The organism is Candidatus Nitrososphaera sp. 86-2 (assembly GCF_056726185.1).
In genome coordinates this window covers 2002744-2025836 of record NZ_JBWZON010000001.1, presented here as the reverse complement: position 1 = coordinate 2025836, position 23093 = coordinate 2002744, and the positions used below count along the sequence as shown (strand labels likewise).

Genomic DNA, 23093 nt, shown 5'->3' with positions numbered 1-23093 from the left:
CTTCTTGCACGATGTCTAAAAAAATAACACAAAACAAGGCGGCATTGCTGCTGTCATTTTTGATAGTTGGTGCCGCACTAGCATCATCGTTCGTCTTTGTCGCATCGGCTCCGGCACTTGCCGAGGGAGGCCAGGGCGGCGAGGGTGGCAAGAAAGGCATCGGCGGTTCTGGCGGGAACAAGACCGCATCTGATGTTGCTCCTGAAAAACTAAAATTCTTTGACAGGCACGACCCTGAACACACATGGAACGGGACTGCGCTTTCATATTTTGATTCGAACGGAACCGAGCTGACATGCGACAAGGTGTACAACGGCACCATATACTACCAAGTAAACGACAGCCTGTTCAAGTGCAACGACTTTGGCCTTCCCATTCCTAGCAATGAGCAGGCCGCGGTGAACGGCCAAGATGGACAGGATGGAGAGGACGGCCAAGACGGACAGGATGGAGCGAGTTTAACCAGCTAACTGACTCCCTTTTTCTTTCTGTACGCCCGCGATGCTTCACGTCCGTCAGAGCGCCGCTCGTTTTTTTCTTGCAACCTTGAGCCGCGCCAAAAGGGTTCCAGACAGACATTTTTTAGGCTCGACAACGCATTTGCCGGTTGAATATAGACAGCGGCGCAATATGCCGCCCTCGCTCAAGCCAGACACGCTGGCACTCGTATATACAACAGATTTTGCACAATGGCCTAAAGTTTCTCTCTAGGATTAATGGTTATAATCACATTATAAGTTTCGACTTCTCAATGCTTTAAAACATTGGCGATATGCTAACGCGAGATGTCGAATAACAACAACATCAACAAAAACAAAACGGCATTCTTATCGATGCTGATACTGGGTGCCGCAATAGCATCATACGCCTTTGGCGCACCTGCCAACGCGTTTGCTGCCGGAAACGGCGGGAACGGTGGAAATGGCGGCAACGGAGGCGATGGAGGAAATGGCGGATTAGTAAACGAGATTCTCGGCAATGTTGTCGGTAATGGCGGCGACGGTGGAAACGGAGGTAACGGTGGCGATGGAGGGGACGGCGGCGACAGCCATGGTTCCGGAGATGGTGGCAATGGAGGAAATGGCGGCAACGGAGGCGATGGAGGAAATGGCGGTGACGCAGGGCTCCTAATAGGCAACGGTGGAAATGGAGGTAACGGCGGCAATGGAGGCAGCAGTGACGATAGCGACTCTGAAGACAAGAAGCATTGGAAGAACAACAGCAACGACGATTACAGCAGCGATGACGACCATGGGAAGAAGCACTGGAATAAAGACGATGACAATGGCGACCATGGGCACAAGAAGAACTATAGCAACGACAACAACGGCGACGACTATGACAGCAAGTACAAGAGGCACTACAACAGCGACGATGACAAATACTATGGCCCGAAGCATTTCAAGTACAAGGAGAAGTTCCACGATGACGGCAACGACGGGTACTACTACAGCGCACACTGGAAAAAGAAGTTCAAGTACCACCACGATGACAGCTACTATAATACCGTAAAGATCGTCATACACAACCACTACAGCAGCGACTACAGAGGCGGTACGAACTACTACGTCCACTACGACAACGAGGACTATGACAACAGTGACAGCACCAAGACCTTCAAGTTCTACGATGAGCACTTTGAGGACCACCAGTGGGACGAGGAAGGCAAGTTCTACTATGACGACGACGGCAACGAGTACCAGTGCGACGACTTTTACATGGGAAGCGTCTACTACGACTTTAACGGCGCGTTCTACAAGTGTGACGACTTTACTGCAAGCGAGGACTTTGAAGAAGGCTACTAAGAAGACGTAGCCCCTTCTCCTCTTTTTTATTTCCCAGTTTTGTCACTAATCTCGACTTGCAAAGCTATGCTGTCAGCATGAAACATCAAAAACAATTTGCAGGATGACGAAGGTGCAGTCGACATTGCAAGCAAGGTGCTTCAAGCTGCTATCATTGCTACATCTGCTTCTCTGGTATAGATAAAAACAGAAAGATGAAGATCACTAATGGGCTGACATGATGATGATTTAGCTTTATATTCCAAGATGATAAAAACTGTCATTGCAAGTTGTTGAGATGCCCGTGCTGCGGGGCAGAAATGAAGGCCGACCGCGAGCTTGAAAACACGATAATCTACAAATGCACAGTGTGCGGCCTGAGCAATTCTGTCTTAAAGGACAACCCGGATGCTGCCAAGGAGAGGGCCTGACGATCTCGTCGATTTTGTGATCTTGTTTATTTTGTAACTAGGACTTTGCCTTTCATCCGGGAGTGGACCGGACAAACATGTACAAGAATGTGGGAATTGGCGCCGTAAGGGCGTAATCATAGTTGGCTCATTCCTTTCCAGACCTCTTGAAATAATGCAAAGAGAAGGGACGAATTCACCACGAATTAGAATATGCAGGTCGAATTGGATAATCTTGAAAGAACTTTCATGCATAATGGTTAAAAACTCCTGATTCGGACACATGGCAATGTCTTTTACGAGTAATTGCGATATTTTCGCTGCAATACACGATATGGGCATTAATAGGGTGATTAAACACATCATGCGCCAGCGGCCTTCTCTCTTCAATTATGGCACGTCCTTGGTAGCATCGAATCCCCAATTGCTTTGCGAACGCATTGATGCTGCACCTGAAGTGATTGGAAATCAGAATCCTCTCGTTACAGTCCTTGATCCACTTCCTGTTATTGGCCTGAGCGGTTTTCCCCCTGGCTCCGTCGGTCCAACCGACTTGGGGCTAAATTTTGGGGTCCAGCTTTCCAAGGGGGAAATGGATTTCTTCAACGGAAATGTTTTCACCCTCCCGCCAGAACTCAATCCACTTGCAAATCAGCGCCTAGCAGTGCACTTTAGAGTCTGTGCGGGAATTGGTTGCCCATCAAAAGACATAGTGCTGCCTGGAAGGCTGCCGACATCATCATCTTCTTTTGATAGCGCCGTCCTGGCCAGAGCACAACGGCGTGCAGTATCGACGAAATCAGATGTAGCTGTTGCCGACTTGCTGCATGATAAAAGAGATGTGCCTACTCCCGGCGTCCTTTCGCCGGGCCGGGATAAAAACAACTACCCCGTGACTTTGCCGACAACGCGGCTAGAATGTTTCTGCCTTGACCTGTTTGCCACTGCAGGCTGCAAAATAACCGGGGTTGTCGGAAACCAGAGAATCGAGCCCCGCGTGGACGGCATAGAGATAGTAGACCTAAAGCCTGAAGGTCTAGAGAATGCAATTGAATGTTATGCAAGGCTGGTTCTCAACCATGGAATCTTTCCTCCTATAGCTGAATTCGCATCAAACCTGGCGTTTGGCTTGTTTGACATTCCAAGCTCAAGTGGCAGCAGCGATGACGTTCAGATTTCAGGCGACATCCAAGTTTCGGCGTCGACAACCGTTCCCAATAACCCTGCGATAGAGGATGATCAGCTCAAGACGTTCATCAACCTGGACAAGGTCGATCTTGACATAGTAGTTTCGCCTTCTGGCGGCGGAGGTGGTGGGGGCGGCGGCAGCGGCGGCGGAGGAACGATAACCCGTGCCGTCCGGCCCCGCACTCGCACCGGAACTTTTGACCTGACAGCAGCAGTATCTGAACAAGCCTTCAAGAAAATCTATGGGGCTCTGATAAAGGGTTTCAAGTTTAACATTTCCGACACTGGCAGCTGGGGCATCTTTACTGCTTCTTATGCAGTCGCCGCGCATCTAGAAGGCGGCACGATTGACTTGCGCAGCAATGGATCAATCGTGGTAAGCGAGCTGGATGTCAAGTGGGACACTCTTCATGTGGACATCGGCATCGACATCCCCACGGTTACAATAGGGGGCTTTTGCATCATCCCTAATCCTTTTGGAGGGTGTCTGGTCAGGGCACCCTCGCTGGATCTGTTCGACGGAAGCCCAGACATTTCCATACCTCTTGATCTGAGTGGAGTGATAACCTCTGAAATCACGTTTAGCGCGATTCCAAAGGTGTTTTACGGGGTTGGCTCTGGCGGCCTGTCAAACAGGTGGCAGATTACAATGGTGCCGACGCTCCCAATCGACCTGGACATAATCGACATCGCAGACACCGTCGGAGACCTATTCCACAACCTCATAGTCGATGCAATCGACAATCTCTTGGCATCGCTGGGCCTCCCTGGCTGGGCAATAGACTTTATCGACTTTGTCCTGGGAGGGATAGAGGGGATTATTCGGACCGTCCTGGACATTCCCGACGATGTAGGCGAATTCATCTTGGACCTGATTGGCAACCTGGGGATATTCCAAGCACTCATAGACGCGATAAGCCAGTACATCGCCATAACGCTCTTTGAGCTTGAGGACCCTGTGGAGGTTCTTCCTGCAAACCCTGTCCCAACGCCTGCCAATCCCGTCGCTCCCTTGATTCCCGTAAAGATTCCAATAGAGTTCCTGGGCATCAGGGTTAATACCGGTGGCAACGAATTGATTGTAGAAGGAGATGTGGGGAACTAGCGGCATGAAGCTAAACATCAACCGCCACCTCTTCAGCCAGGTAAACATGGACAGCGGGTCGCTTTCGATGATGTGCACCGTCGTGCACAGGTTTTCACAAGCCGGCGAATACGAAGGCATTGCGCTAAGAGGGCAGACGGTTTTGCGCCGATTTACGATTGCAGTGGTTGAGAATACTTCCCCAAAGGCGTCATCATCCCCATCATCTTCCTTCTCAACTGGAGAAAAGACCGGAGCAGCAGGCGCTTCCGGACCAGTCAACATTGCCACTCAGGTCAATATAGATCTAAAATCCTTGACCTCTGATCGGTTCGTCTTGGTGGCTGGCGGCTATGCGGTGTTCCATGTTTCTGCGGGGCCCGGCGGCTATGCGGTTCAAGTCTACAAAATTGAGAAACAAGGAAACCAGATCAAGGTATTTGACAACCTAGAGCTAAAAGACGAGGACATGTTGTCTGTCACGGTTATCCGGCCCGGTACTTACTCGGTCACAAATACTATGAACAATGCCAAGGCAGAACTCGTGGTGAATTATCCTGAATTAGGCAAGACTCGAATGAACCTTCCCCCTGTCAAGATCGAATGCAATGGGCAGAACCAGATTAGCCCAAACAGGATCAGGATTGATCCATCGCAAGGAATGATATTCACGTTCAAAACCCCCTCCAGGATAAAGATAGAATTGACCAAGCCTGATGACCGGTCCTCCAGAATAGCGCGCAGGGAAGGGGCGGCGACTACTACGCTTGTCCAGAGAAAGGGTGAGAAGAAGAATATCGTTCGCAGGTACAGGCTCATGCCAAGTGGCACATGAACCGATCTTTGGCATCTCATTTCTTGGCGAACCCTGCGCCCTAAATCTGACTCAATTCTGGTCACATAGTTTAATGTGTCTCTAGGCATAAAGCATGGAGAATTCTCCTCTTTTTTATAGACCTGCAGTTAATGCCTCAACTGTTTTATTATTTGCTATGTATCTAAGGTATGGCGACGCAGCCTGAACAACAACTGATCCCAACCGATATGAGATATCCAAAACTATCAAAGGCTTCCTCAGGATATCTTGAGCTCGATGTATTCAAGAACGCTGACTTGCATACAGGATACTTTTGCTACAATTGCGTCTACTTTATCAAAAACGGCAACCATTGTGCCATAGTCGAAGATTCTGGCCCCGATGTAAACGGAAAAGAATCTGGCATAATAGTGCCGCACGGAGTCTGTACACTGTGGGACCCAAATAAAGAGGAGGCGCGATAAAAGGGAAATGCCAGATATCGGCCAGAAAATTAAGGAAGCCGTCGGCGCTGTAGACAACCTAACGAAATTCAAGAAATTTAGCAAGTTAAAAGCTTCGTATGTAGAATACGACGCTTTTGCGGACTCTAATCTGCATGAAGGACACTTTTGCTACAATTGTATTTACTGGATAAATGCTGATGGCGGGAAATGCATACTTGTAGAAGATAACGGACCCGATGTATTGGGAAAAGTGTCTGATGTCATAGCGCCGCATGGGTGCTGTGCAGGCTATGAACCAAACTATGACAAGATCCATGATACAAGAACGCCGCAAGAATATGCGTCAGTTGACGCTGAGAAGAACAAGGAGAAAGTTACAACGGCCGATGTCGCCTGATGTTTTTCTCAGCCCGTAATGGCGCGCGCACATACCTCCTGCTATTTTGATGCCTCTGAGTAATATGTCCATAATAGATTAGAAAAGTCAATGTGCCGAGTTTTACGAGGGTGCTCGGTCCATCGAGAGAGAAATAAAAGATGTCCTGAGTTCAAATTGGCAAAAAGAAATGTAGAGCGAGTTTTTTTTTGCCTAGTTCTCCTCTTCACTTTCGATTTCGACATCTTCTGCAGGGGTGATGTTTGTTATGCAGACTGCCTTGAGTGTATTTCCATCGAACTTGGGGGCCATCATGAAGGACACGATCTGCTGAGGGCTCGCACCAGGAGCTAGCGTAAGGGATTCTTTTGTCATGGCGCTTGTTCCGTCAAACAAGAACGGAATATCGTCAAGGATGAGCCTGCTCTCCCTCACTTTTATTTCTCCTGGAGATTCCAGAGTAATGTCTACCACCTCCAGATTATCTCCGCAACGGCCCGACACATTCTTGCCTAGCTTTACAAAGTGGTTGTGCCATACCGGGTCATTTGCGTTAGTCTGCAATTCGCTGTCAAGCACACCTGCATGAGTGGTGGACACTATGATTCCTTCATTTCCTACACCTGTCAGAATTCCGTAACCATAAGCGCTTTGGCCGTCTTGCGGAATAATGCCACCTGTTTTCAGCCTTGCGTCAACTGTACTTTCGTCTACCTGCACTTCTGCGTTTTCCATGGTAAAGTAGTCGTTCGTGGCTGAGGCTAACAAAGGTGACAACGAGAACGATGCTGCCATAGCTGCTCCAACAAGCGCGATATAATATTGCACGAACATGTCTAACACCCATGCCAAGATGTTGAAAATCTAAAGAGTTCTTGCGTTTCTCGTTCTCTGAGATGAGAACTTTTTTGCAAAAAGGAGCCTTCGTTTATTTTGACCCAATTCTGGTCGTTCAAATTGGCGAGTTTTCAAATTCGAGAAGGGGATATTCCTTTTTTATGGAGCCGCAAATCTATGACAATGACCGTTAACAATCTAAACATTTCATTTCTATATCATTAATCCAATTGCCAAGTTGGTTTGACGACCTACCTCGGGATCTTGGCGAAGGAAAAAATTTCCATTAACCGACTTTTCTAAAAGATGTAAGAGTAAATTTAGAACAGATTGTTCGTAATGGAATATGTTTTTGCCGCCTGATCGATTGCAGTCTCGTGGTACCCTTCCTCCGGACTTTCCTCGCCATGCCTTATCGCAGTCTTGGGGCTATGGTCTTTGTAATGCTCCTCAAGAGCTGCTTTATGGTACAGTTTCTTTCCACAAAGGTCGCAAACAAACTTTTGGGCCATCTTGCTCTTTACCCATGCTCTCCATAGGCTATTCGCTTATAAAGTTCGCCTATAACGGTCGAATCACTGCTCGATGGCAGAGTATGGCATAGCCGCTGTCGGTATCAGGTCTGCAGGCTCATTAACTATTCTGCATAGCATTTGGCGCGTTTGGTGCAAAATTGATGCTTAGCGATTAGATTTTCATATTATCGCATTTTTACTCTTTGGCCGATAATCTTTGCCAATTTTGGTCTGGTGTTTCTTGCGTATACTTCTTCAGACCACACTATCTGTTCTACTCCAGCTTGATGTTTCGCCCATTCTATCAAATCCAGAACTTGTCGGCTATCATTGAATGCAAACAACCCAACAATATCAGAATTGCCAAGATGGACACCTACAGAAAAAACCCCGTCACGGGCAAGCAGCTTGTCTACTGTAACGGACAAGTCCCCATCATTCAGATAGATATGCAAGAATCCTTTTTTTATTCCCAGTCTTGAAAAGCCCAATTCAAAGGTCGGTTTCAGCACTCCGCGTTGAATTAGTAATCTCCCTCTTCTCTGAATTGTGCTAACAGGCTTTTCTAGGATTTTGGCGCTTTCCTTCGTAGTGTGACCAGAAATCAAGAGTTCTGCTAATGTGAGATCGGTTGCATCTAGCCGTATCGGCCGGCGGCTACTATTGCTTCCCAGTTCTTTGTCATTGACTTCCCTAAAGGATTCTACTTCAGACTCTGCGATTCCAGATGAACTTTCATCCTCGCGTGATTGTTTTCTAGCGTTATTCTCTTTTTCATTATCCTTGCCCCAATAGCTCTTTCCCATTTTTGATTCCCAACTTGCAAGTTAATGCCACCCTTCCGAGAGCGGAGAAGGCGCCTCACAAAAATGAGCCATTCGCAAAAGAACAGCGCCTCCAGCGTTGGCTACTTAGACAGCAATTTAGCTTCGATATCATGGTATAAAGGAGTTGCCATCCACTTCCCTTCGATTATTTATGAGGCGTGGATTGCCGTCAAAAGTCAATTAATAGTTGGCCCAATTCTGGTCATCGGGTCTAATGCCGCTATCAATAGGTCTTGGCACAATTCTGCAGAAGGAGGATGTTGTTTTTATTAGAGCTCTGTTCTAGTTGGACTCGAAGCAGATAGGCAAGAAACATGCGCTGGTGGAGAGGTTCAAGCGACAAGGAAAATAAGAAACCAGAAGATGGTAAGCTGAGTGAGCCTCCAAAGAACAACACTTCTGACCTGAGCAACTATGACTGCTATTCCATCCTCGGAGTGACCTTTAACGCTAGCAAAGACGAGATTAAACGTGCATATCGCAGACTCGCGCTCCAGTATCATCCGGACCGCAACAAATCAGAGGAGGCGATAGCAATTTTTAGAGTCATTCAGATGGCCTACGATACACTTCTCGATGAAGGCAAAAGACGACACTATGACTCTACGATACCGGCCTTGGCAAACACCAAACAGAACAAGGTCAAAGTGGAGCTTGAGGGAGCCTTCACAGAAGGTTACGAATCAGACGACGCAGTCGCAATCAGTATTGCAAACACTGACGAGGCCATTGTTTTTGAAAACAGCGTTACTGTACCATCAATCTGGATACACAGTGGCGACCTTCACAGGCAGTACTCTGTCTTTACAGATGTGGCATTTGAAAGGCTGTTCAAAGCGCTATTCGGTATAATCAATCCAAAGGAAGGTTTGAAGGACTTGGAAGTATCAGGCAGTCCAAAACTGCGAGCACATTTTGATGCTAGGTTTTGGAACCGCGGGCAAACAAACGTTTCAATGTACTGTTACAGCTCCATCAGTTTCACCATCATAAACGGCCTTCCTTACATCTACATGCATGGTGCTAGATACCATAATGTCCAGCAGGAAATCACGGTCGAATTCTACACAAAGATGAAGGAGGCTATCAATGCGATTATCAGAGCAGAACTATCAGGGACTGTTGAACCTCCGGCTGAAATTGCGGAGCCCGCAACAATGTTTCAGCCAGTCAAGCTAGTCAGTGATTTGAGGCTGCCTCCGTTGGAAATATGCTCAGCGTTTACGACAGTCTGCAGAACAAAGTCGGCACAAGAGGCCATTGATATGTTGTCAAAAGTCTACGGCGTTCCATCGATGAAGATGGTATTTCAGCACAGATTTCCTGTTAACGATATGGTGTGCAAGGATGCTCTGGCTGTTTACTATGGAGAAGCAATGACTGCATACTTTAAACCCGAAGGAACGACGATGGTAGTCATACTGCACGAATTCTATCATCATTTAGTAAGCTGCTACGGTGCAAGAGACAATCTTGATTATCAGTTAATACCTGACCAAATAACCGGCTATTATGCACGCAACGAGAGAGAAGAGCGAGCGGCCGACAGTTATGCAAGGATGTTCCTACGCCGCGCGATTGGTTAGTTTGACCCAATTCTGGCTACACATATTTTGATGTGTTTTCACGAGGAAAGTGGGAGGGGAAGACTCTTTTTTTATGGAGTGGCAATGAATTGCAAATGCTGACCGGATTGTCAAAGCTATAATCAGGGTTCCTAATCTCTTCGAGAGAATATTATTTCACTGTACTCTTACCAAAAATTCTCCTGTTTTGAAATTATAAGCCTATATAATATTTCAAACAATAGTTCGATAATACCTTGTCAACATAAATAATCCAGAATTGCCTGAGACTGACAATGTTATCGGATGTATCCAAAAAAACAAGAATTGTGACAACCCTTATCGCGTTAGGGTTAGGAATTTCTGCGTTCGCAGTCGCACCCGCGATTGCCTTAGCGCAGGAGACTCCATCGGCTCCTATATCCCTGCATTGGTGTGCATTCTGGGATGACCACGGAACAAAGTCCAACTACCACTGCTATTATGACGAAACCAAAAAGCAATGCGTATACTGGTTACCCGGCGAAGCAAAGCACGATACAACTACTGCAAAGTACTTTGGATGCCAGGTCGACACCTTCACTCCTCCATACTAGGTAGGCAAGTTGGGCAGCAGACTATAATCACGAAACACAGAGATTCTGTGCGTGGAACTGCAAATTCGGGAGATAGTCTGTCAGTTTTTCTTCTTTCTCTTTTTTTCATAATGATCATTAATATCCAGCTGGATAGACTATCGCTATCGCCAGTTAATTGCAAAAGAATTGTAAGTGTCACTATGGAACGATGATGACTGGGCAACTTGCGCTCTCACTTACGGCTCGTGACACGCTGCCTAGTGTATTCGTCAGTCTGGAGAGTCTTGAACCGCGGCCTTTGCTCCCAATGATGATAACATCAATTTTCTCATTTTTTGCATAATTTATTATCTTATCAGCCGGCTTTCCATGTAGGACTGTGGTTTCAACGATTAGGCCAGATAACGAAGAAACCAGACGCTTCTTTTTACCCGCCAACATCATCTTTGCGTCTACTTCTATTGCTTCATAAAGTTCTGTCATATACCGAGACATCGTTATAATTCTGCCAGTTTGCACAGAGCGCATTGGACGATCAAAGCCAAACGGCGCAGAGATTCTGACGACAACGTAGATCAGTATCAATCTGATAGCTTTGTACTGAAGCGCGCCTCACAGCCGCCTCCGAACCATCCTGGGGCCCCTAGAGATGCAGTGGCACTTTGTAGATGTCAAGTCAAAGGGAAGAAGGAGCGACGTTGTGCTAACAGAGCAGGGAAAAAACGCACCGAGGATATTCGGTAGTGGACAAGCTGAATAAGGGGGTCTCTCGCAAGGATACAGAGGTCGGAACAGCATGCCCTCAACTGATCATTCCATACTTTAGGGCATGATTCATTCTGTCCACTACTACGTCGAGACGGTCTCTAACGCCCTCGAGTGACGGGTCTGTCAGCATGGGCCTTACAGCAAGTATGGCTGATTCCAGCGATGCTATTGCCGCCCTCTTTGATACTATCTCGCCCCGCCCCGCCTTTACAAGGGGCTCGTAACGTAGTAGGTCCTGGTCTTTCTTGATCTTTTCTGACTCCCTTGTCACTACTTCATTAAGGCCCTCGATGCTGTTTCCTACTGTCATTACCTTTTCTCCAACGTCTTTTCTTGCCTGCTCCATGGCCTGCATCGAGCCAGCAAATGCTGATTCAAGCCCCTCTTTGGCAGTCGTGAACACACCAGTCATCTCCTCAGTATTCTTCTTGAATGACGCTCGGAACTCTTCACACGCCATCCTCTGGGCCTCGTTCTCACGCTTCCACAGTTCATTCCTTTTCTCGAGGGCTAGATTCTACGTCTCTAGTTCCTTGTTGCGTTTTTCACCCTCGCTAATGGCAGTTTTGAGATCGCCATACATTGTAATGTCATCTTCAAGCTCGGCTATTGTCGAAGAACTGCTCTTGACTACGATGGTCTTTAGTGCAACGATCTCGTGGTTCTTTACACCGGCTGAATAGAGCACCCGTAATGCTTGTACTGCCTGCTTGTCTGCAGCATAATCCATCTTGAGCTGGTCGAGCATTTCCTTGCGCTCTTCGCATAGCTTTTGCAGCCCGTCGGCCTTTACGGCAAATCCTACCTTTCTGTCATAGTCGCCGCTCTTGAGGTCGTCTATGAATTTCCTTACTGCCGTCGAGTCGTCCATCCCATTCTTGACGGCGACATCAGACACCGTTGTAGCTATGGTCGTCAGTTCAGGAAGCCCAAGCCCCATGTCCTCCAGCTTGTCGAGCTTATCAAACACTTCTGCATTTCTGGCCATCTCTGACTTTTGCTGCTCGAGCACTTTGGCATTCTCTTCCTTGCGCCTCTCAATCTCGGCATTCTCTGTGACAAGGGAGGCGTTGCCCTTCCTCAGAGACCCATTCTCTGAAATCTCTGTCACAATCGTTTCCATATCATAATTAGCCTCTGCCGCATTCAAAAGCGCGTTTTTTAGCCTCTCGGGGCTATCAACCGCCAGACCATTGGACGCAAGGAAATCCCTGGTTTCCTGGCAGCTGGCAAGTGACTCGTCAGTCTGTCTTGCCTTCTTGAGGGCCTCCTCTCTACGCTTGTCTGCCTCTGCTGCAGCCATTTTACCCTCCTCTAACCTTGCGTCCAGCTCCTTTGCCTTGGCGACCCTGCTCTCAATGTCAACTGGAAGGTCTTGGATACTGATGCCGCTCCTCTTGCAGGCCTCGTCGATGCGGGGTATGCATTCAATAACCTTCTCGTCATCCATTCCCCGCCCGTCGCATGCATTCAGAAACCTGATAGCCCTCATGAAGTCAACAGTCGTATGCTTTGCCTTGCCAACCTCAATGGCGAGCCGTCTCAGGGCGTCCACGTTATCCTCACCTACGAGACGTTTCTCCTCTGCTACCACATCGCTGATGTGCCCTGCGCTTGTAACTGCCTGCTTCTCGATCTCTGGCCTTGGGATGCCCTGATACCATAGCGACCTGATGAGGTCGTCGGACTCGGGTGAAAACTTTTTGACCACGCCATGTAAAAAAAATCTGGTCGCCCTTTTAATCATTACTGTATATGGAATATTTCTATGAGTTTCTTACAGGATAGTAGCTGGTGTCACTTACTCCTATATTATCTTGAGGATTGTCATAAACCTGTCAGGCAGGTCACATGCCGGCCGGGTCTTCATTGAATACATCCGAAATAATGCTGAAAATGCGAGCTGCATTGCACGAGATGAGCCGTGTGTTTCAGCATCGATTATCGAAAAATTATCGATTTTATCTGACATAGGCGTGACAACCTGTCCTGCCATGTGGCAGCAAAGTCCCTGATGTGACACACCTGACATTTTAGGGCTCCAGTTGAAACACTTCCGCAGTGTAAGAAAAAGAATAATCTACCTTGTTCACCTCGTCCTTAAGGAGGGATGGGTATCGCCTGACATTCTGTCACCTTGCATACCCCGCTGCCCACTCGATAGGCGATGTTCGACTCATGCAATATCGCATTTGCTTCTATAAGAAGAAGCTTTTTCTAATGCCCTAAATATGACAATTCGTGTCCGAAAAGCCCATGAGCAACGGCACGGCTCTTCAGGAGGAATGGGCAGAAGCTCGCAAGATGCTGGGATACTTTGATGAAAAGCTTCACGATCTCAGAAAGTATGGTTTTACACTGATCACGGGTTTGCTGGCAATACAGGGACTTCTACTTCCCTCCATTCAGGTGGGGCCAGAAATAGTTAACACCGTGGAGTATAATGCCACGCACGTGCTCGTCAAAAATGAGACAAGAACCACAAACGGAGGCGCTCCCGACCTAACCAAATCGGGTTTTGCATATCCTGTAAAGATTGCCATCCTGGCGGTAACTCTGGTCTTGGTTCTGGCTCTAAGATGGTTGGATGGCAACTACCAAGGTCTACAGCGCGGGGCAGCAATCCGGGCAAAGGTGATTGAGAGATTCATCAACTTTGAGTTAAGTGACTCTATTTCGGTTAGGTATGAAGTCGAAAGGCTTGGCGGCCAAATCCGGATTCTCTACTATTTCTTTGAAGTCGCCATAATAGCCCTCGCAGTCTTTCTTCTGCTACCGTACATATTCGATAATAACGCGACATGGAACGACTCCAAGTCCCTAAATGTAGCTCTGGTAGTCCTGCTTACCAGTTCAGCTATCGGCGAGGGAGTCTTTTACTTCTTTTTCATAAGTCCTGAAAAGAGGCGAGGCTATGTTCCGACTGAATGGGCTATCGACCGTGTTGAGTGCAAGCGTGGCGACAAGGTCAGAATCATGACCACAAATATCAAGGGCGAAACATGGAAAGGAGGAAATTATAGACATCTACACCAAGGACAACAAATCTGGGAAATTTACGATTCAAAGATGGCTCCGCAGTTTCCGCAAGACGATAATCATCCAGGCAGAATGGCGAGCAGAGTTGATCTAAAGCCGGGGCAGAGCTACATGTGGGCAGTAGAAATGAATCTTCCACCAGGAGTTTACCATTTGTGCGTCGATATGGATGATGATGGAAAAAAAATTTTGAAGAAGGCCGAATTGGATAAGCAGGGGAAGTACTTTTGGCAAAAATACAAAATGGAGGAAGAAGCTAAACACGGAGCCGAGTGTGTGGTATGCAAAGGGAGATTATTGGATAGACGCATACTTGTTGTGCCTTAGAACTTTATTTTTGTACCGGTAGCTCTTCGGCGGGCGGCTAGTGATACTGTGAAGGAATATCTAGTCGGCCAGCCGCCAAATTATCAGTGTATGCTGCTCTGTACTGTTAACTCTGCGGCTTATCATTTTATCATCAAGTCTGTGCTGTTGTCGCCTCCACTGTGGAAGTCGTCGAGGACATCAACGCCTTTTTCCGCATATCAGAGGCCTGATCTATAATGTATACAGGGTGAGCAGTGCAAAAAAATCAACCTTTGTAAGGCGAGATTTTTGCCTCTGCCGCGATTAGACCTATGTGCGGCAGAGGCAAGCTTCTCTATTGGGGTTGGTTGTGCTGTTGCTATTACCGGACTTGCTCAGGCACGTTTGCACTCATACCTGATATTTGACTAACTAACAATATTATTCTTAAGACTTGCTTATCGGCGAATAAGTGTACAATGTACACATACAGACGATTATAATTAAAATTATGAAAAGTATCTTACTAATAAAGAAATCATATTAGCTCAGAAGAGCTGGTAACTGTAGCTGCATCTTGGAACTAATTTGCGTGTAGCAACATCAATTACACGCATTGTAAACTCATTTTATTTCGACAATCGTATAATCTCTTACCGTACTCGATACGGGTTGGACTTGCCCGGGGGCACGAACACACGCGCGCACAAAAGAACGTACATGCCCCTACTTGTTTGATTGGCAAGTAGGGGCTTTTCGATAAAAACAATTCTCTACGCAATATTTATTTTTGACCAGTTTATCGTTATAGAAAAAATGTTCTATAATACTTCGTCAGGTGCGTGCCCTAACGCACCTGAGCGTTTAGTGTCTTGTAAGCCCTCGCCGCCTTGTTGTTTCGACGACGAGGGCCAAACTTACCCTTGTAATTATTGCTCATTGCTGCCAAACTATGCTATGATATGAAATGAATTACTCGCGCTGCGAATATACACATATAGAATTCTTTTTTATGGGTATCTCATGCAATTTTATCGTATAACCAGTACGAGAAAGGTCTATCCGCAACTACTTAGATCACTTACTCTTTCAGGCATGAAATCAGTCGTGCCTGATCAAGTCAAACAACAAACTCTCTGAAAGACTAACTAGCATCTATCGGTGGCTGTGTCTCTGTATATTCTGCTACCTGTGCTATAACGGCCGCGGTAGGGGCTAGTTTAATTATTCATATTAAATTGCGCGAGCCAGCTTTATTCGCACCTAGGCAAGTCGAACAACATGCACACATATCCCCGATCGTAAAACTGCCGTTCTGCTGACCCGCGCAAATCTAAATTGAGTAAGAAGTATTAATGCGTGTCTGCACATTATTCTATAACTAATACAATACGATACCACGTTGCTGCTTGCAATCACGAAAAGCAGTATATTGCATTGCATTATCACATTACCGTGATTGTGGCATTATTCCAAATTCTAAGCAAAATTGTATTCAGAAACGATTTTGTCATTTCGTCACGACTTACCCCAAAGCAGTCTGACGTTTACCGCACTCGCAATGCCAAAACGACAAATTCGACTTTGAGCATAAATCAAGGTAAACGTTTTGTAATTGCAAAAGTTAATTGTGAACTTAATTGCTCGTCACTTTGTTCAAGCACGGCCCACTGTTTGCCCTGATAAAGCCTTTCTTCAATGAATAATGCAGTTCTTCTTACTATTATGTAGCTTTGTCCGTAGTAAGGTGCTGACTATCGCAAATACAATACCGAATGAATGGCTTTCTGTCAAGAGTAATGAAGGGATGGCTATTCCCTGAAGTCTGTCGATTTTCCATGTGGAACCTTTTGTCATACAGGCAGCTCTGAGGTGGTTGCAGAGGTCAGAGGGAGAGGGTCGAGAGTAGTGGTGGTGGAAGTGCGCTCAATGCAGAGAACTTTTTGACCTAGATTTGTTGGAAAAAAAGCAATGGCACATTAAAAAAAGATAGAACGATTAACCGCATTTAATCCGTAAAATGACTTATTCGCTCCATGATGTTCTAGATCTTTCATAGGTAAGTGATATAAAATATGGTTATTAGGCAGTATTCTGACCACAAATCCCATGTTATGGGTCGAAAACGGATTGATAAAAATACTGATACGAACCAATGTGGCAGAAGTACGAGCTGAGAAGAACAGTGTGACATTTACCAAATCTTTTCACAAGTTTGTAATGAAGAATCTTCATGGAGATGCAGCAGTGCTAACACCACAAGAATGCCAAAAAATTCTCTGTCAATATCATAGGGCACTGGCTACCATCACCTTCGATCAAGTCCTCGCTACCATGGTGATTTTTGGATTTTACTTTGACCAGATAGAGTTACCTGTTCCAGACGGACGGTAGGCCAGCAGGAAACGACACATTCCAAGCGAATTGGCAAGAAGAGCGTTGAATTTCTTTTCCTTTCTTGCCGAATACCGGCATGAAAAATGCTTAAAGGGCAACGTTCTCGACACTCATGCAGCAAGCGGCCCTAGGTCAATTGAGATTGGCAATTAAAATAGGAGTGTGTTCTTGTTCGGTTTGTCCCTATGCTATTCGTGTAGTGGATTTGCCAAAGAATGCCATTACATACGGCCTGTAGAGGTAGTAGATGACCACTCCGGATATTATCACACTTATGATGCTTCCCCCATTTCCTGCGGCCAGGGACGCGATTCCTATTATTATGCTGATGATGGATATAACCAATGTGCCAGTCCATGCCCATCCTCTTCCTTGAAGGAGTCCTCCTGCAACAATAAAGGACACAATTCCAAGTATTATCAGGATGCCGCCAAAGAATATTCCCAAGGGGGCCAGAAAGATTAGAACTGTTCCAAGAGCTGCTATTCCCAACCCTGCAAGAAGCATGGCAATTCCACTCAGGATCGTCAGGATTGCAAGTATAGTTACGCCCATTGGTCGAGAGGAAGTTGATATTGACACTTTGGGAATGTACAATTCACACAAAAATATTAAAGTGATATTCTAGTTGCCGTTTGTCTTGTTTCAGGCATATAGTGCTCCAAGCACAACTGGAATGAAATTGATTCTCAACTAATCTTCCTATAATAACATTGAACTCTGGCAGCCTCCCAAAAACTCTCAGATGCTTAAAGAAAAGGATTCTTTCCTGTTTGAGCACAAAAATTCGACACTTGCACAAAGACACGGTGCGCTCTGCACGTCTCTGTATCTTTACCTTCATCAGGTGATTTTGCCCGCTGCAACAATAATTGTAGAAATTAACTGAAATCTTGTTCTCGTATAAAGAAACGAAAGAGTCTTTATCATCGAATATCTCAATGTTATGTAGCAAATGACGTTCGCTCTGTGTCTGATAAAATGCGATTACCAATCGGTGAAAAACACTTTGCAGAGCATCAAAGGCATCAAAGGCGTCATAGAATCACATGAAACTAGCGGACCGTATGATGCAATATTGAAAGTCACAGCCGATTCCCAAGACGAGTTGCGAAGCATAGTCCGAAACATAGGTACGATCTCTGGTGTTTTTGCAGTATTGACTGCAATTGTATATAATGTAAAGTAATAGTGGTAGTAGTAGGAATGGTGCTCCCAAATGAGCCGCACAAATCCGGCTTCAGTAAGAGAATTACCTTTATCTGATAAGTTACCATCCAGCCAGCTATCTGTTGCAGAATTCCTCTTGTTCTATTTCGTTTACAACCCTTTTTTTGGCTAGTGCAAAAACGACACAGCCGATGTCCATCTCCAAATCTGGTCAGGAGACAGAGAAGTTCTAATAGTTTGTAGCGTGATATTATCACAGACGTATTGGCGACAGAATGCAAACATTGGGCATGCACAGTACCTGATAACAGATGCGTAGGCTGTGGGACTGTGATTTGTCCACAGTGCCTAAAGGAGCCGGATTGTTGCAAATGTGAAAACAAACACGAGTGCTGCAAAAGTTGAATTGACGATTTTTGACTCGTTCTGGTCACATGTTTTGGACTATTCTTGTACGCAAAGGAAGGAGGGGACTTTTTCATCGCTTGTTCTCATTATTACTTGTCGTCCAAATATGTCATCTGAGGCAAATTGGCGTCAGGGTTTTCTTTGAGCGCTTGCGCGTGAATAGATTCGACATATTTGCGTGCCCGGCTCAAGTCATTAGTTTGAAAAATGAACAGCACTTCATTAGAATCATCCGCATTGCGCCAAATGTGCTTTAGATACAAACCCTGTTCGCCATGCTTGAGCACTTCTGCCTTAAGCATGCTTTTGACATCCTCAAATTTTACATCTCTTAGTTTTGCCAATACGTGTGCCATAATGTTGAAAAATTCAACATCGCTCCTGTCTTAAAAAGATGCGGCAATCAACCCGGTTTCCTCCAAGACAACTGACCTGATTCTGGTCAGGGAAGTTGGATGTGTTTTCACGCTCAAAAATATGCACATTCTCTTTTTACTTCTTAAAAACATCAAATCTCATCCTCTTCATCTAAAGTTGCCCTAAGGCAAATTTTATAGCCAATGCTAACTTACTTTAATCAGCAGATTCTTGTCAAATATTGATGAAAGTAAAGATAATGATAATGGTAGCCATTACGGAGGTTTTCCTTCTGCCGCCGGAATTAAGCAAGTTCTGTTAAAAGCGAGAGCTACCTACGGCAATAGCGGTATTGCCAAATTTCTATCATACATGGGACCTGCACTTATCGTCAGCATGGCGTATATGGACCCTGGAAACTATGGCACCGACATTCAGGCAGGGGCATCGCTGGGCTATAGCCTGCTATGGGTTGTTTGGCTTGCAAGTGGTATGGCCATGCTTCTTCAGTATCTTTCGGGAAAGATAGGAATTGCAACTGGACAATCGTTAACGGAAGTGATACGAGAGAAGTTTGGAAATAGGAGAATTTTTGTCATCCCCTACTGGATAGCTGCAGAAGCAGCAACAGCCGCTACAGATTTGGCTGAATATCTGGGCACAGTTATTGCCCTTAACCTCTTGTTTGGAGTGCCAATGATATATGCAGCGATATTTGGCGCACTTGACGTCGTGATAATACTGGCGCTAACTTCCCGTAGATTCCGAGTTCTCGAACAGCTGTTTTTGATTTGGGTATCGGTAATCGCCTTTGGGTACGTGTACGAGATATTTTTTGTAACGACTCCAGATTTGTCTGCGATTGCATACCATTCGTTTATTCCAACACTGGCAAATCATAACGCTATGTTGCTTGCAGTAGGAGTAATTGGAGCGACCGTGATGCCACATGCACTTTTCATACACTCATGGCTCACAAAGAATCGTGTGGTGGAAAAGTCAATTGAAGAAAAACGAAAAGCAAGAAGGTTGCACCTTGTGGAAAACATTGTGCTGTTGGCTGTTGCAGGGATGGTCAATGCGGCAATCATGGTAATGTCTGCCGCAGCATTTTATCCTAATAATTCACAGATATCGTCCATATCGGAAGCATTTAGGACATTGATTCCGCTATTTGGTGCTGGAGCCGCAGTAGTCTTTGTCGTGACCCTTCTCTCTTCGGGGATCGCATCCTCTGTTACGGGAACTCTGGCAGGGCAGGCAGTGATGGAAGGATTGCTTGGAAGAAAGACAAACATCTGGCTTAGGCGTTTTATCATACGTTTCGTAAATGTCGTGCCGACAACGATAGCCATTCTTGTTGGCCTCGACCCATTGAATATTTTGATATATAGCCAGGTGATTCTCAGCCTGATGATACCGCTTCCAATGATTCCGCTTGTACTGCTTACAAGCAACAACAAATTGATGGGAGAATTTGTAAACCGCAATATTACCACATTACTAGCTGTAGTCTTTGTAGTCATTATACTTGCATTCAACTCCTATTTCATAATAGACATGCTGTTTTGAGAGTCCCATAACCCCTAGAAGTGGAAGAGTGTAAAAACGTGCGCATCAAAATTCATGCGCACTTTTTTTCGTTTAAACTGTTTTGGGACAGGATTTAGTGTTAATCTCGTCCTCTTGCATCTTGTATTCGATCTGTTCTAACGAAGCAGACGCAGTATTCATCTCTCCTCTGTGATAGTCGCATAGAGAAACAAAGAATGCATCACAGCGTTCGCTTGTTTGAATGACACAGCCACACGGATATTTTTTCATGTTGTTGTCTCCTCTTTTCGATGATGATCTGCGTTTTGTTCTTCGTCCTCTTGATGATGATGTCATTGGCGCTCACCACCTCCTACATCATTGACGACTGGCATTTGATGAGACATTATTTGCCGGTAAAGTCACCTCTTCTTTTAGCACCACTACCAAATATCGTTCCAAACCTCCTCTGGACAATCACAAGTATTCCTACCGCAGTTCCTATAGCTAGAAATGTACTTGCAGAAGCAGGAAACTCTGGCACTACCACTACTCCTCTTGCAACTCCGTTTCTAGTAAGGTCTGGAGACTGCCCCTCCTTTACCAGAGCTTTGACCGCAACTTCAATGCGGTAGGTCTTGTCGGCTGGGAAGTTCAATCCGGTCATCTCGCCTGCGCCTCCCTTGGCTGTTTGGTCCGTCTTTGCAAACACCTGTTTTCCATTTTCGTCAAATACCTTGATGTCGTACTTTACGTCGTCGGTGATGTTGGTGCCGGCAAACGCGTCGACAAACTGCATGTTGAGTTTTGTCTCAGCACCCGCCTTTAGCTGATCAGGAGTCCAGTTCAGGAGCACGTGCACGCCGCCCGTGTCGGTGGATATTTCGCCCGACGTCTGCTGGCCTGAGGAGGCAGCTGATTGGGGAGAGAATGCAAATGCCATCTTTCCATCGGCAGGAGGGTCGTTCCTGGCCATGTCCAGTATGTCGTTCTTGTTTATCAGAAAGTGCAGTATGAGGTTGTTCTCGTCAGAGAACGGGTCGATTGCCAGCATCCTGCCGGCTATAGGCTTGCCGTTGACCTTGGCGTCAAACGTGTTTGCGTCTCCTACGCCCGCCCACGCCTTGGGCACCCTTACCTCTTCATGCACGAACATGTTTGGAGCATTCTGTATCCTTGAAATATTCCAGTTAAAGGGCATGGCCCAGGAATAGGTCCTTTGATTGGCGTTGAACTTGAAGTCTTCCACCTTGTCGTAGTACGAGATTATCGACATCGGATAGGTCTTGCCTTCTGCAGACTGGACGTTCTGGCTGAACACGTCGCCCACAGAGAGGGCGGTCTCGAACGTCTTGACGTCCTTATCTGCAAATAGGTTCTGAGGATAGTCGATGCCATGGACCTCGACATGGATTCGGTACAGTCCACCGTCTAGCAGCACTGGTCCGCTTACATTTACCGTACCTCCTGGGTCAGCCTGCCAAGCGTTGGTGAATGCATCTTTGTTTCCCTGAACCTGGACGTCGCCTGGCTGCGGCTTTACTTTAAGAGTCAGCAATCCATTTTGGCTCACAAAGAAGTCTTGTAGCAGCGGTTTGGCATTCGGATCAAGGCCCTTGTATATGGCTATCAAGAGATTCGGGTACTTTATGGTCTCGTTGGTCTTGGCGTCAAACAGCCGGAACTGCAGGAAGGCATCCTGCTTGGATTCTGTCGTCAAAATGGGCGGGTTAATCTTGACAAAAAGCGCGGCTTGTTTGTTTCCAAATGTCGCAGGGGGAAGATTCTCCTGCGTAAGGCCGTCTGCAAACGCCTTTTGCAGCGTAGTAGTGCTTAGAACAAGAACACCCATAGAACCAATCAACATTGCTACAAGTGAGAAAGATTTCAAGGCGGTACTTCGAAACGTTGATTTGCAATGATGATTATTATAGCAACTCTTTTGCAGGCTCTTCTTCCATGACAAATAATGAGATTTCTTAGGCTCCGCGCTCACTACATGCTTTTGCACCTTGACGCTAGATAAATCTAGCGGTTCGATACATCAAATATGATTGATTTGACCGGTTAATGCTCCAAAATCTCTTTTAACCGGCAACATCAAGATGTTTTACATACTATGAAAGTTGTATATGTGGTTGATGACCCGAGTGTCGCTAAAGTGTTGGTGGATCCTATGAGACGAGCCATACTTGAGTTATTGCGTGGGAAACCGATGACTCAGGCCAAACTGGCAAGCGAACTTGGCCTGGCCACTTCTTCGCTAAACTACCACATGAAACTACTCAGGTCAAAAAAGTTGGTGACGATAGTGAGAAGAGAAGCAGAGAGGCACAGAGTAGTGCAGAAGTTTTTCGCACCAGCTGCCTATCTTTTTGTTTATGATCTGGATGCACTGCCAAAGAACATTGCGCGTTACTTTTACCCCGTGAGCTTGGAGCGCACTAGAGGCATAGTCTCTGCCATTCTATTTAGGGATGCTCATTTCTCAATACCTTCGACACAAGAAGTCATGAATGATCTTTCAGACAGGGTATCTCGCGCACTAGTTATCTGCGCACGGGAGTATCCTAAGCAAGATCTTGAATCGGGGCTCGAAGGAGCAACGTACAGAATATATCGAGATGCAATAAAGAGGGCATTTGCCTGACATACCTTTTTTCTGCCAACAGTTTCTGACTCTTATTTTGCTTCTTCATACATGAC

21 protein-coding genes are annotated in these 23093 nt (G+C 46.1%); 11 read left to right on the top strand and 10 right to left on the bottom strand.

Features of this window, described 5'->3' with window-relative positions; all coding sequences use genetic code 11:
- Nucleotides 1–11 precede the first annotated feature (11 nt).
- The 5 genes from ACYOR7_RS12050 (at nucleotide 12) to ACYOR7_RS12030 (ending at nucleotide 6126) form a co-directional block, all read left to right on the top strand.
- Nucleotides 12–470 carry a hypothetical protein gene (locus tag ACYOR7_RS12050; RefSeq protein ID WP_479914076.1) on the top strand — a complete coding sequence of 153 codons (459 nt, stop codon included), beginning with the start codon at nucleotides 12–14 and terminating at the stop codon, nucleotides 468–470.
- A gap of 315 nt (nucleotides 471–785) precedes the next feature.
- Nucleotides 786–1805 carry a hypothetical protein gene (locus ACYOR7_RS12045; protein ID WP_479914075.1) on the top strand — a complete coding sequence of 340 codons (1020 nt, stop codon included), beginning with the start codon at nucleotides 786–788 and terminating at the stop codon, nucleotides 1803–1805.
- Nucleotides 1806–3035: 1230 nt separating this feature from the next.
- Nucleotides 3036–4487 (top strand): hypothetical protein, encoded by a 1452-nt coding sequence (locus ACYOR7_RS12040; RefSeq protein WP_479914074.1) that lies wholly within the window; start codon nucleotides 3036–3038, stop codon nucleotides 4485–4487.
- Between the two features lie 4 nt (nucleotides 4488–4491).
- A complete protein-coding gene (locus ACYOR7_RS12035; protein ID WP_479914073.1) occupies nucleotides 4492–5301 on the top strand; it encodes a hypothetical protein in 810 nt (269 codons plus the stop codon).
- Between the two features lie 453 nt (nucleotides 5302–5754).
- Nucleotides 5755–6126 carry a hypothetical protein gene (locus ACYOR7_RS12030; protein WP_479914072.1) on the top strand — a complete coding sequence of 124 codons (372 nt, stop codon included), beginning with the start codon at nucleotides 5755–5757 and terminating at the stop codon, nucleotides 6124–6126.
- Nucleotides 6127–6318: 192 nt separating this feature from the next.
- Here the strand turns inward: ACYOR7_RS12030 and ACYOR7_RS12025 are convergent, their stop codons facing one another.
- The 3 genes from ACYOR7_RS12025 to ACYOR7_RS12015 form a co-directional block, all read right to left on the bottom strand.
- Nucleotides 6319–6840 carry a hypothetical protein gene (locus ACYOR7_RS12025; RefSeq protein WP_479914071.1) on the bottom strand — a complete coding sequence of 174 codons (522 nt, stop codon included), beginning with the start codon at nucleotides 6838–6840 and terminating at the stop codon, nucleotides 6319–6321.
- 422 nt (nucleotides 6841–7262) lie between these two features.
- Nucleotides 7263–7454 (bottom strand): hypothetical protein, encoded by a 192-nt coding sequence (locus tag ACYOR7_RS12020; protein ID WP_479914070.1) that lies wholly within the window; start codon nucleotides 7452–7454, stop codon nucleotides 7263–7265.
- 188 nt (nucleotides 7455–7642) lie between these two features.
- The gene (locus ACYOR7_RS12015) at nucleotides 7643–8263 is read right to left on the bottom strand and encodes a hypothetical protein (protein WP_479914069.1); all 621 of its coding nucleotides are present in this window, start codon (nucleotides 8261–8263) and stop codon (nucleotides 7643–7645) included.
- 335 nt (nucleotides 8264–8598) lie between these two features.
- Here ACYOR7_RS12015 and ACYOR7_RS12010 point away from each other — a divergent pair, with 335 nt between their 5' ends.
- Nucleotides 8599–9870, top strand: coding sequence for a J domain-containing protein (locus tag ACYOR7_RS12010; protein ID WP_479914068.1), 1272 nt, complete (start codon nucleotides 8599–8601; stop codon nucleotides 9868–9870).
- Between the two features lie 755 nt (nucleotides 9871–10625).
- On the opposite strand, the gene ACYOR7_RS12005 is transcribed toward ACYOR7_RS12010, so the two are convergent.
- Nucleotides 10626–10910 (bottom strand): universal stress protein, encoded by a 285-nt coding sequence (locus ACYOR7_RS12005; RefSeq protein ID WP_479914067.1) that lies wholly within the window; start codon nucleotides 10908–10910, stop codon nucleotides 10626–10628.
- A 148-nt stretch (nucleotides 10911–11058) separates the two neighbouring features.
- On the opposite strand from ACYOR7_RS12005, the gene ACYOR7_RS12000 reads away from it, so the two are divergent.
- Nucleotides 11059–11187, top strand: coding sequence for a hypothetical protein (locus tag ACYOR7_RS12000; RefSeq protein ID WP_479914476.1), 129 nt, complete (start codon nucleotides 11059–11061; stop codon nucleotides 11185–11187).
- A gap of 42 nt (nucleotides 11188–11229) precedes the next feature.
- Here ACYOR7_RS12000 and ACYOR7_RS11995 read toward each other — a convergent pair whose 3' ends face one another.
- The 3 genes from ACYOR7_RS11995 to ACYOR7_RS11985 form a co-directional block, all read right to left on the bottom strand.
- On the bottom strand, nucleotides 11230–11655 hold the full coding sequence (locus tag ACYOR7_RS11995) for a hypothetical protein (RefSeq protein WP_479914066.1): 426 nt from the start codon (nucleotides 11653–11655) through the stop codon (nucleotides 11230–11232).
- A gap of 57 nt (nucleotides 11656–11712) precedes the next feature.
- On the bottom strand, nucleotides 11713–12906 hold the full coding sequence (locus ACYOR7_RS11990) for a hypothetical protein (protein WP_479914065.1): 1194 nt from the start codon (nucleotides 12904–12906) through the stop codon (nucleotides 11713–11715).
- 96 nt (nucleotides 12907–13002) lie between these two features.
- Nucleotides 13003–13191, bottom strand: coding sequence for a hypothetical protein (locus ACYOR7_RS11985; RefSeq protein ID WP_479914064.1), 189 nt, complete (start codon nucleotides 13189–13191; stop codon nucleotides 13003–13005).
- Nucleotides 13192–13451: 260 nt separating this feature from the next.
- Here ACYOR7_RS11985 and ACYOR7_RS11980 point away from each other — a divergent pair, with 260 nt between their 5' ends.
- Nucleotides 13452–14561 (top strand): hypothetical protein, encoded by a 1110-nt coding sequence (locus ACYOR7_RS11980; RefSeq protein WP_479914063.1) that lies wholly within the window; start codon nucleotides 13452–13454, stop codon nucleotides 14559–14561.
- Between the two features lie 2541 nt (nucleotides 14562–17102).
- On the opposite strand, the gene ACYOR7_RS11975 is transcribed toward ACYOR7_RS11980, so the two are convergent.
- Nucleotides 17103–17501 carry a hypothetical protein gene (locus ACYOR7_RS11975; RefSeq protein ID WP_479914062.1) on the bottom strand — a complete coding sequence of 133 codons (399 nt, stop codon included), beginning with the start codon at nucleotides 17499–17501 and terminating at the stop codon, nucleotides 17103–17105.
- A 373-nt stretch (nucleotides 17502–17874) separates the two neighbouring features.
- Here ACYOR7_RS11975 and ACYOR7_RS11970 point away from each other — a divergent pair, with 373 nt between their 5' ends.
- Nucleotides 17875–18108, top strand: a complete 234-nt coding sequence (locus ACYOR7_RS11970) for an Lrp/AsnC family transcriptional regulator (RefSeq protein WP_479914061.1) — start codon at nucleotides 17875–17877, stop codon at nucleotides 18106–18108.
- Nucleotides 18109–18586: 478 nt separating this feature from the next.
- On the opposite strand, the gene ACYOR7_RS11965 is transcribed toward ACYOR7_RS11970, so the two are convergent.
- Nucleotides 18587–18841, bottom strand: a complete 255-nt coding sequence (locus ACYOR7_RS11965; protein ID WP_479914060.1) for a hypothetical protein — start codon at nucleotides 18839–18841, stop codon at nucleotides 18587–18589.
- Between the two features lie 244 nt (nucleotides 18842–19085).
- Here ACYOR7_RS11965 and ACYOR7_RS11960 point away from each other — a divergent pair, with 244 nt between their 5' ends.
- Nucleotides 19086–20426, top strand: coding sequence for an Nramp family divalent metal transporter (locus ACYOR7_RS11960; RefSeq protein ID WP_479914059.1), 1341 nt, complete (start codon nucleotides 19086–19088; stop codon nucleotides 20424–20426).
- 367 nt (nucleotides 20427–20793) lie between these two features.
- Here the strand turns inward: ACYOR7_RS11960 and ACYOR7_RS11955 are convergent, their stop codons facing one another.
- Nucleotides 20794–22254 carry a hypothetical protein gene (locus ACYOR7_RS11955; RefSeq protein ID WP_479914058.1) on the bottom strand — a complete coding sequence of 487 codons (1461 nt, stop codon included), beginning with the start codon at nucleotides 22252–22254 and terminating at the stop codon, nucleotides 20794–20796.
- Between the two features lie 252 nt (nucleotides 22255–22506).
- On the opposite strand from ACYOR7_RS11955, the gene ACYOR7_RS11950 reads away from it, so the two are divergent.
- Nucleotides 22507–23037, top strand: coding sequence for a helix-turn-helix domain-containing protein (locus ACYOR7_RS11950; RefSeq protein WP_294807367.1), 531 nt, complete (start codon nucleotides 22507–22509; stop codon nucleotides 23035–23037).
- Nucleotides 23038–23093: the final 56 nt, after the last annotated feature.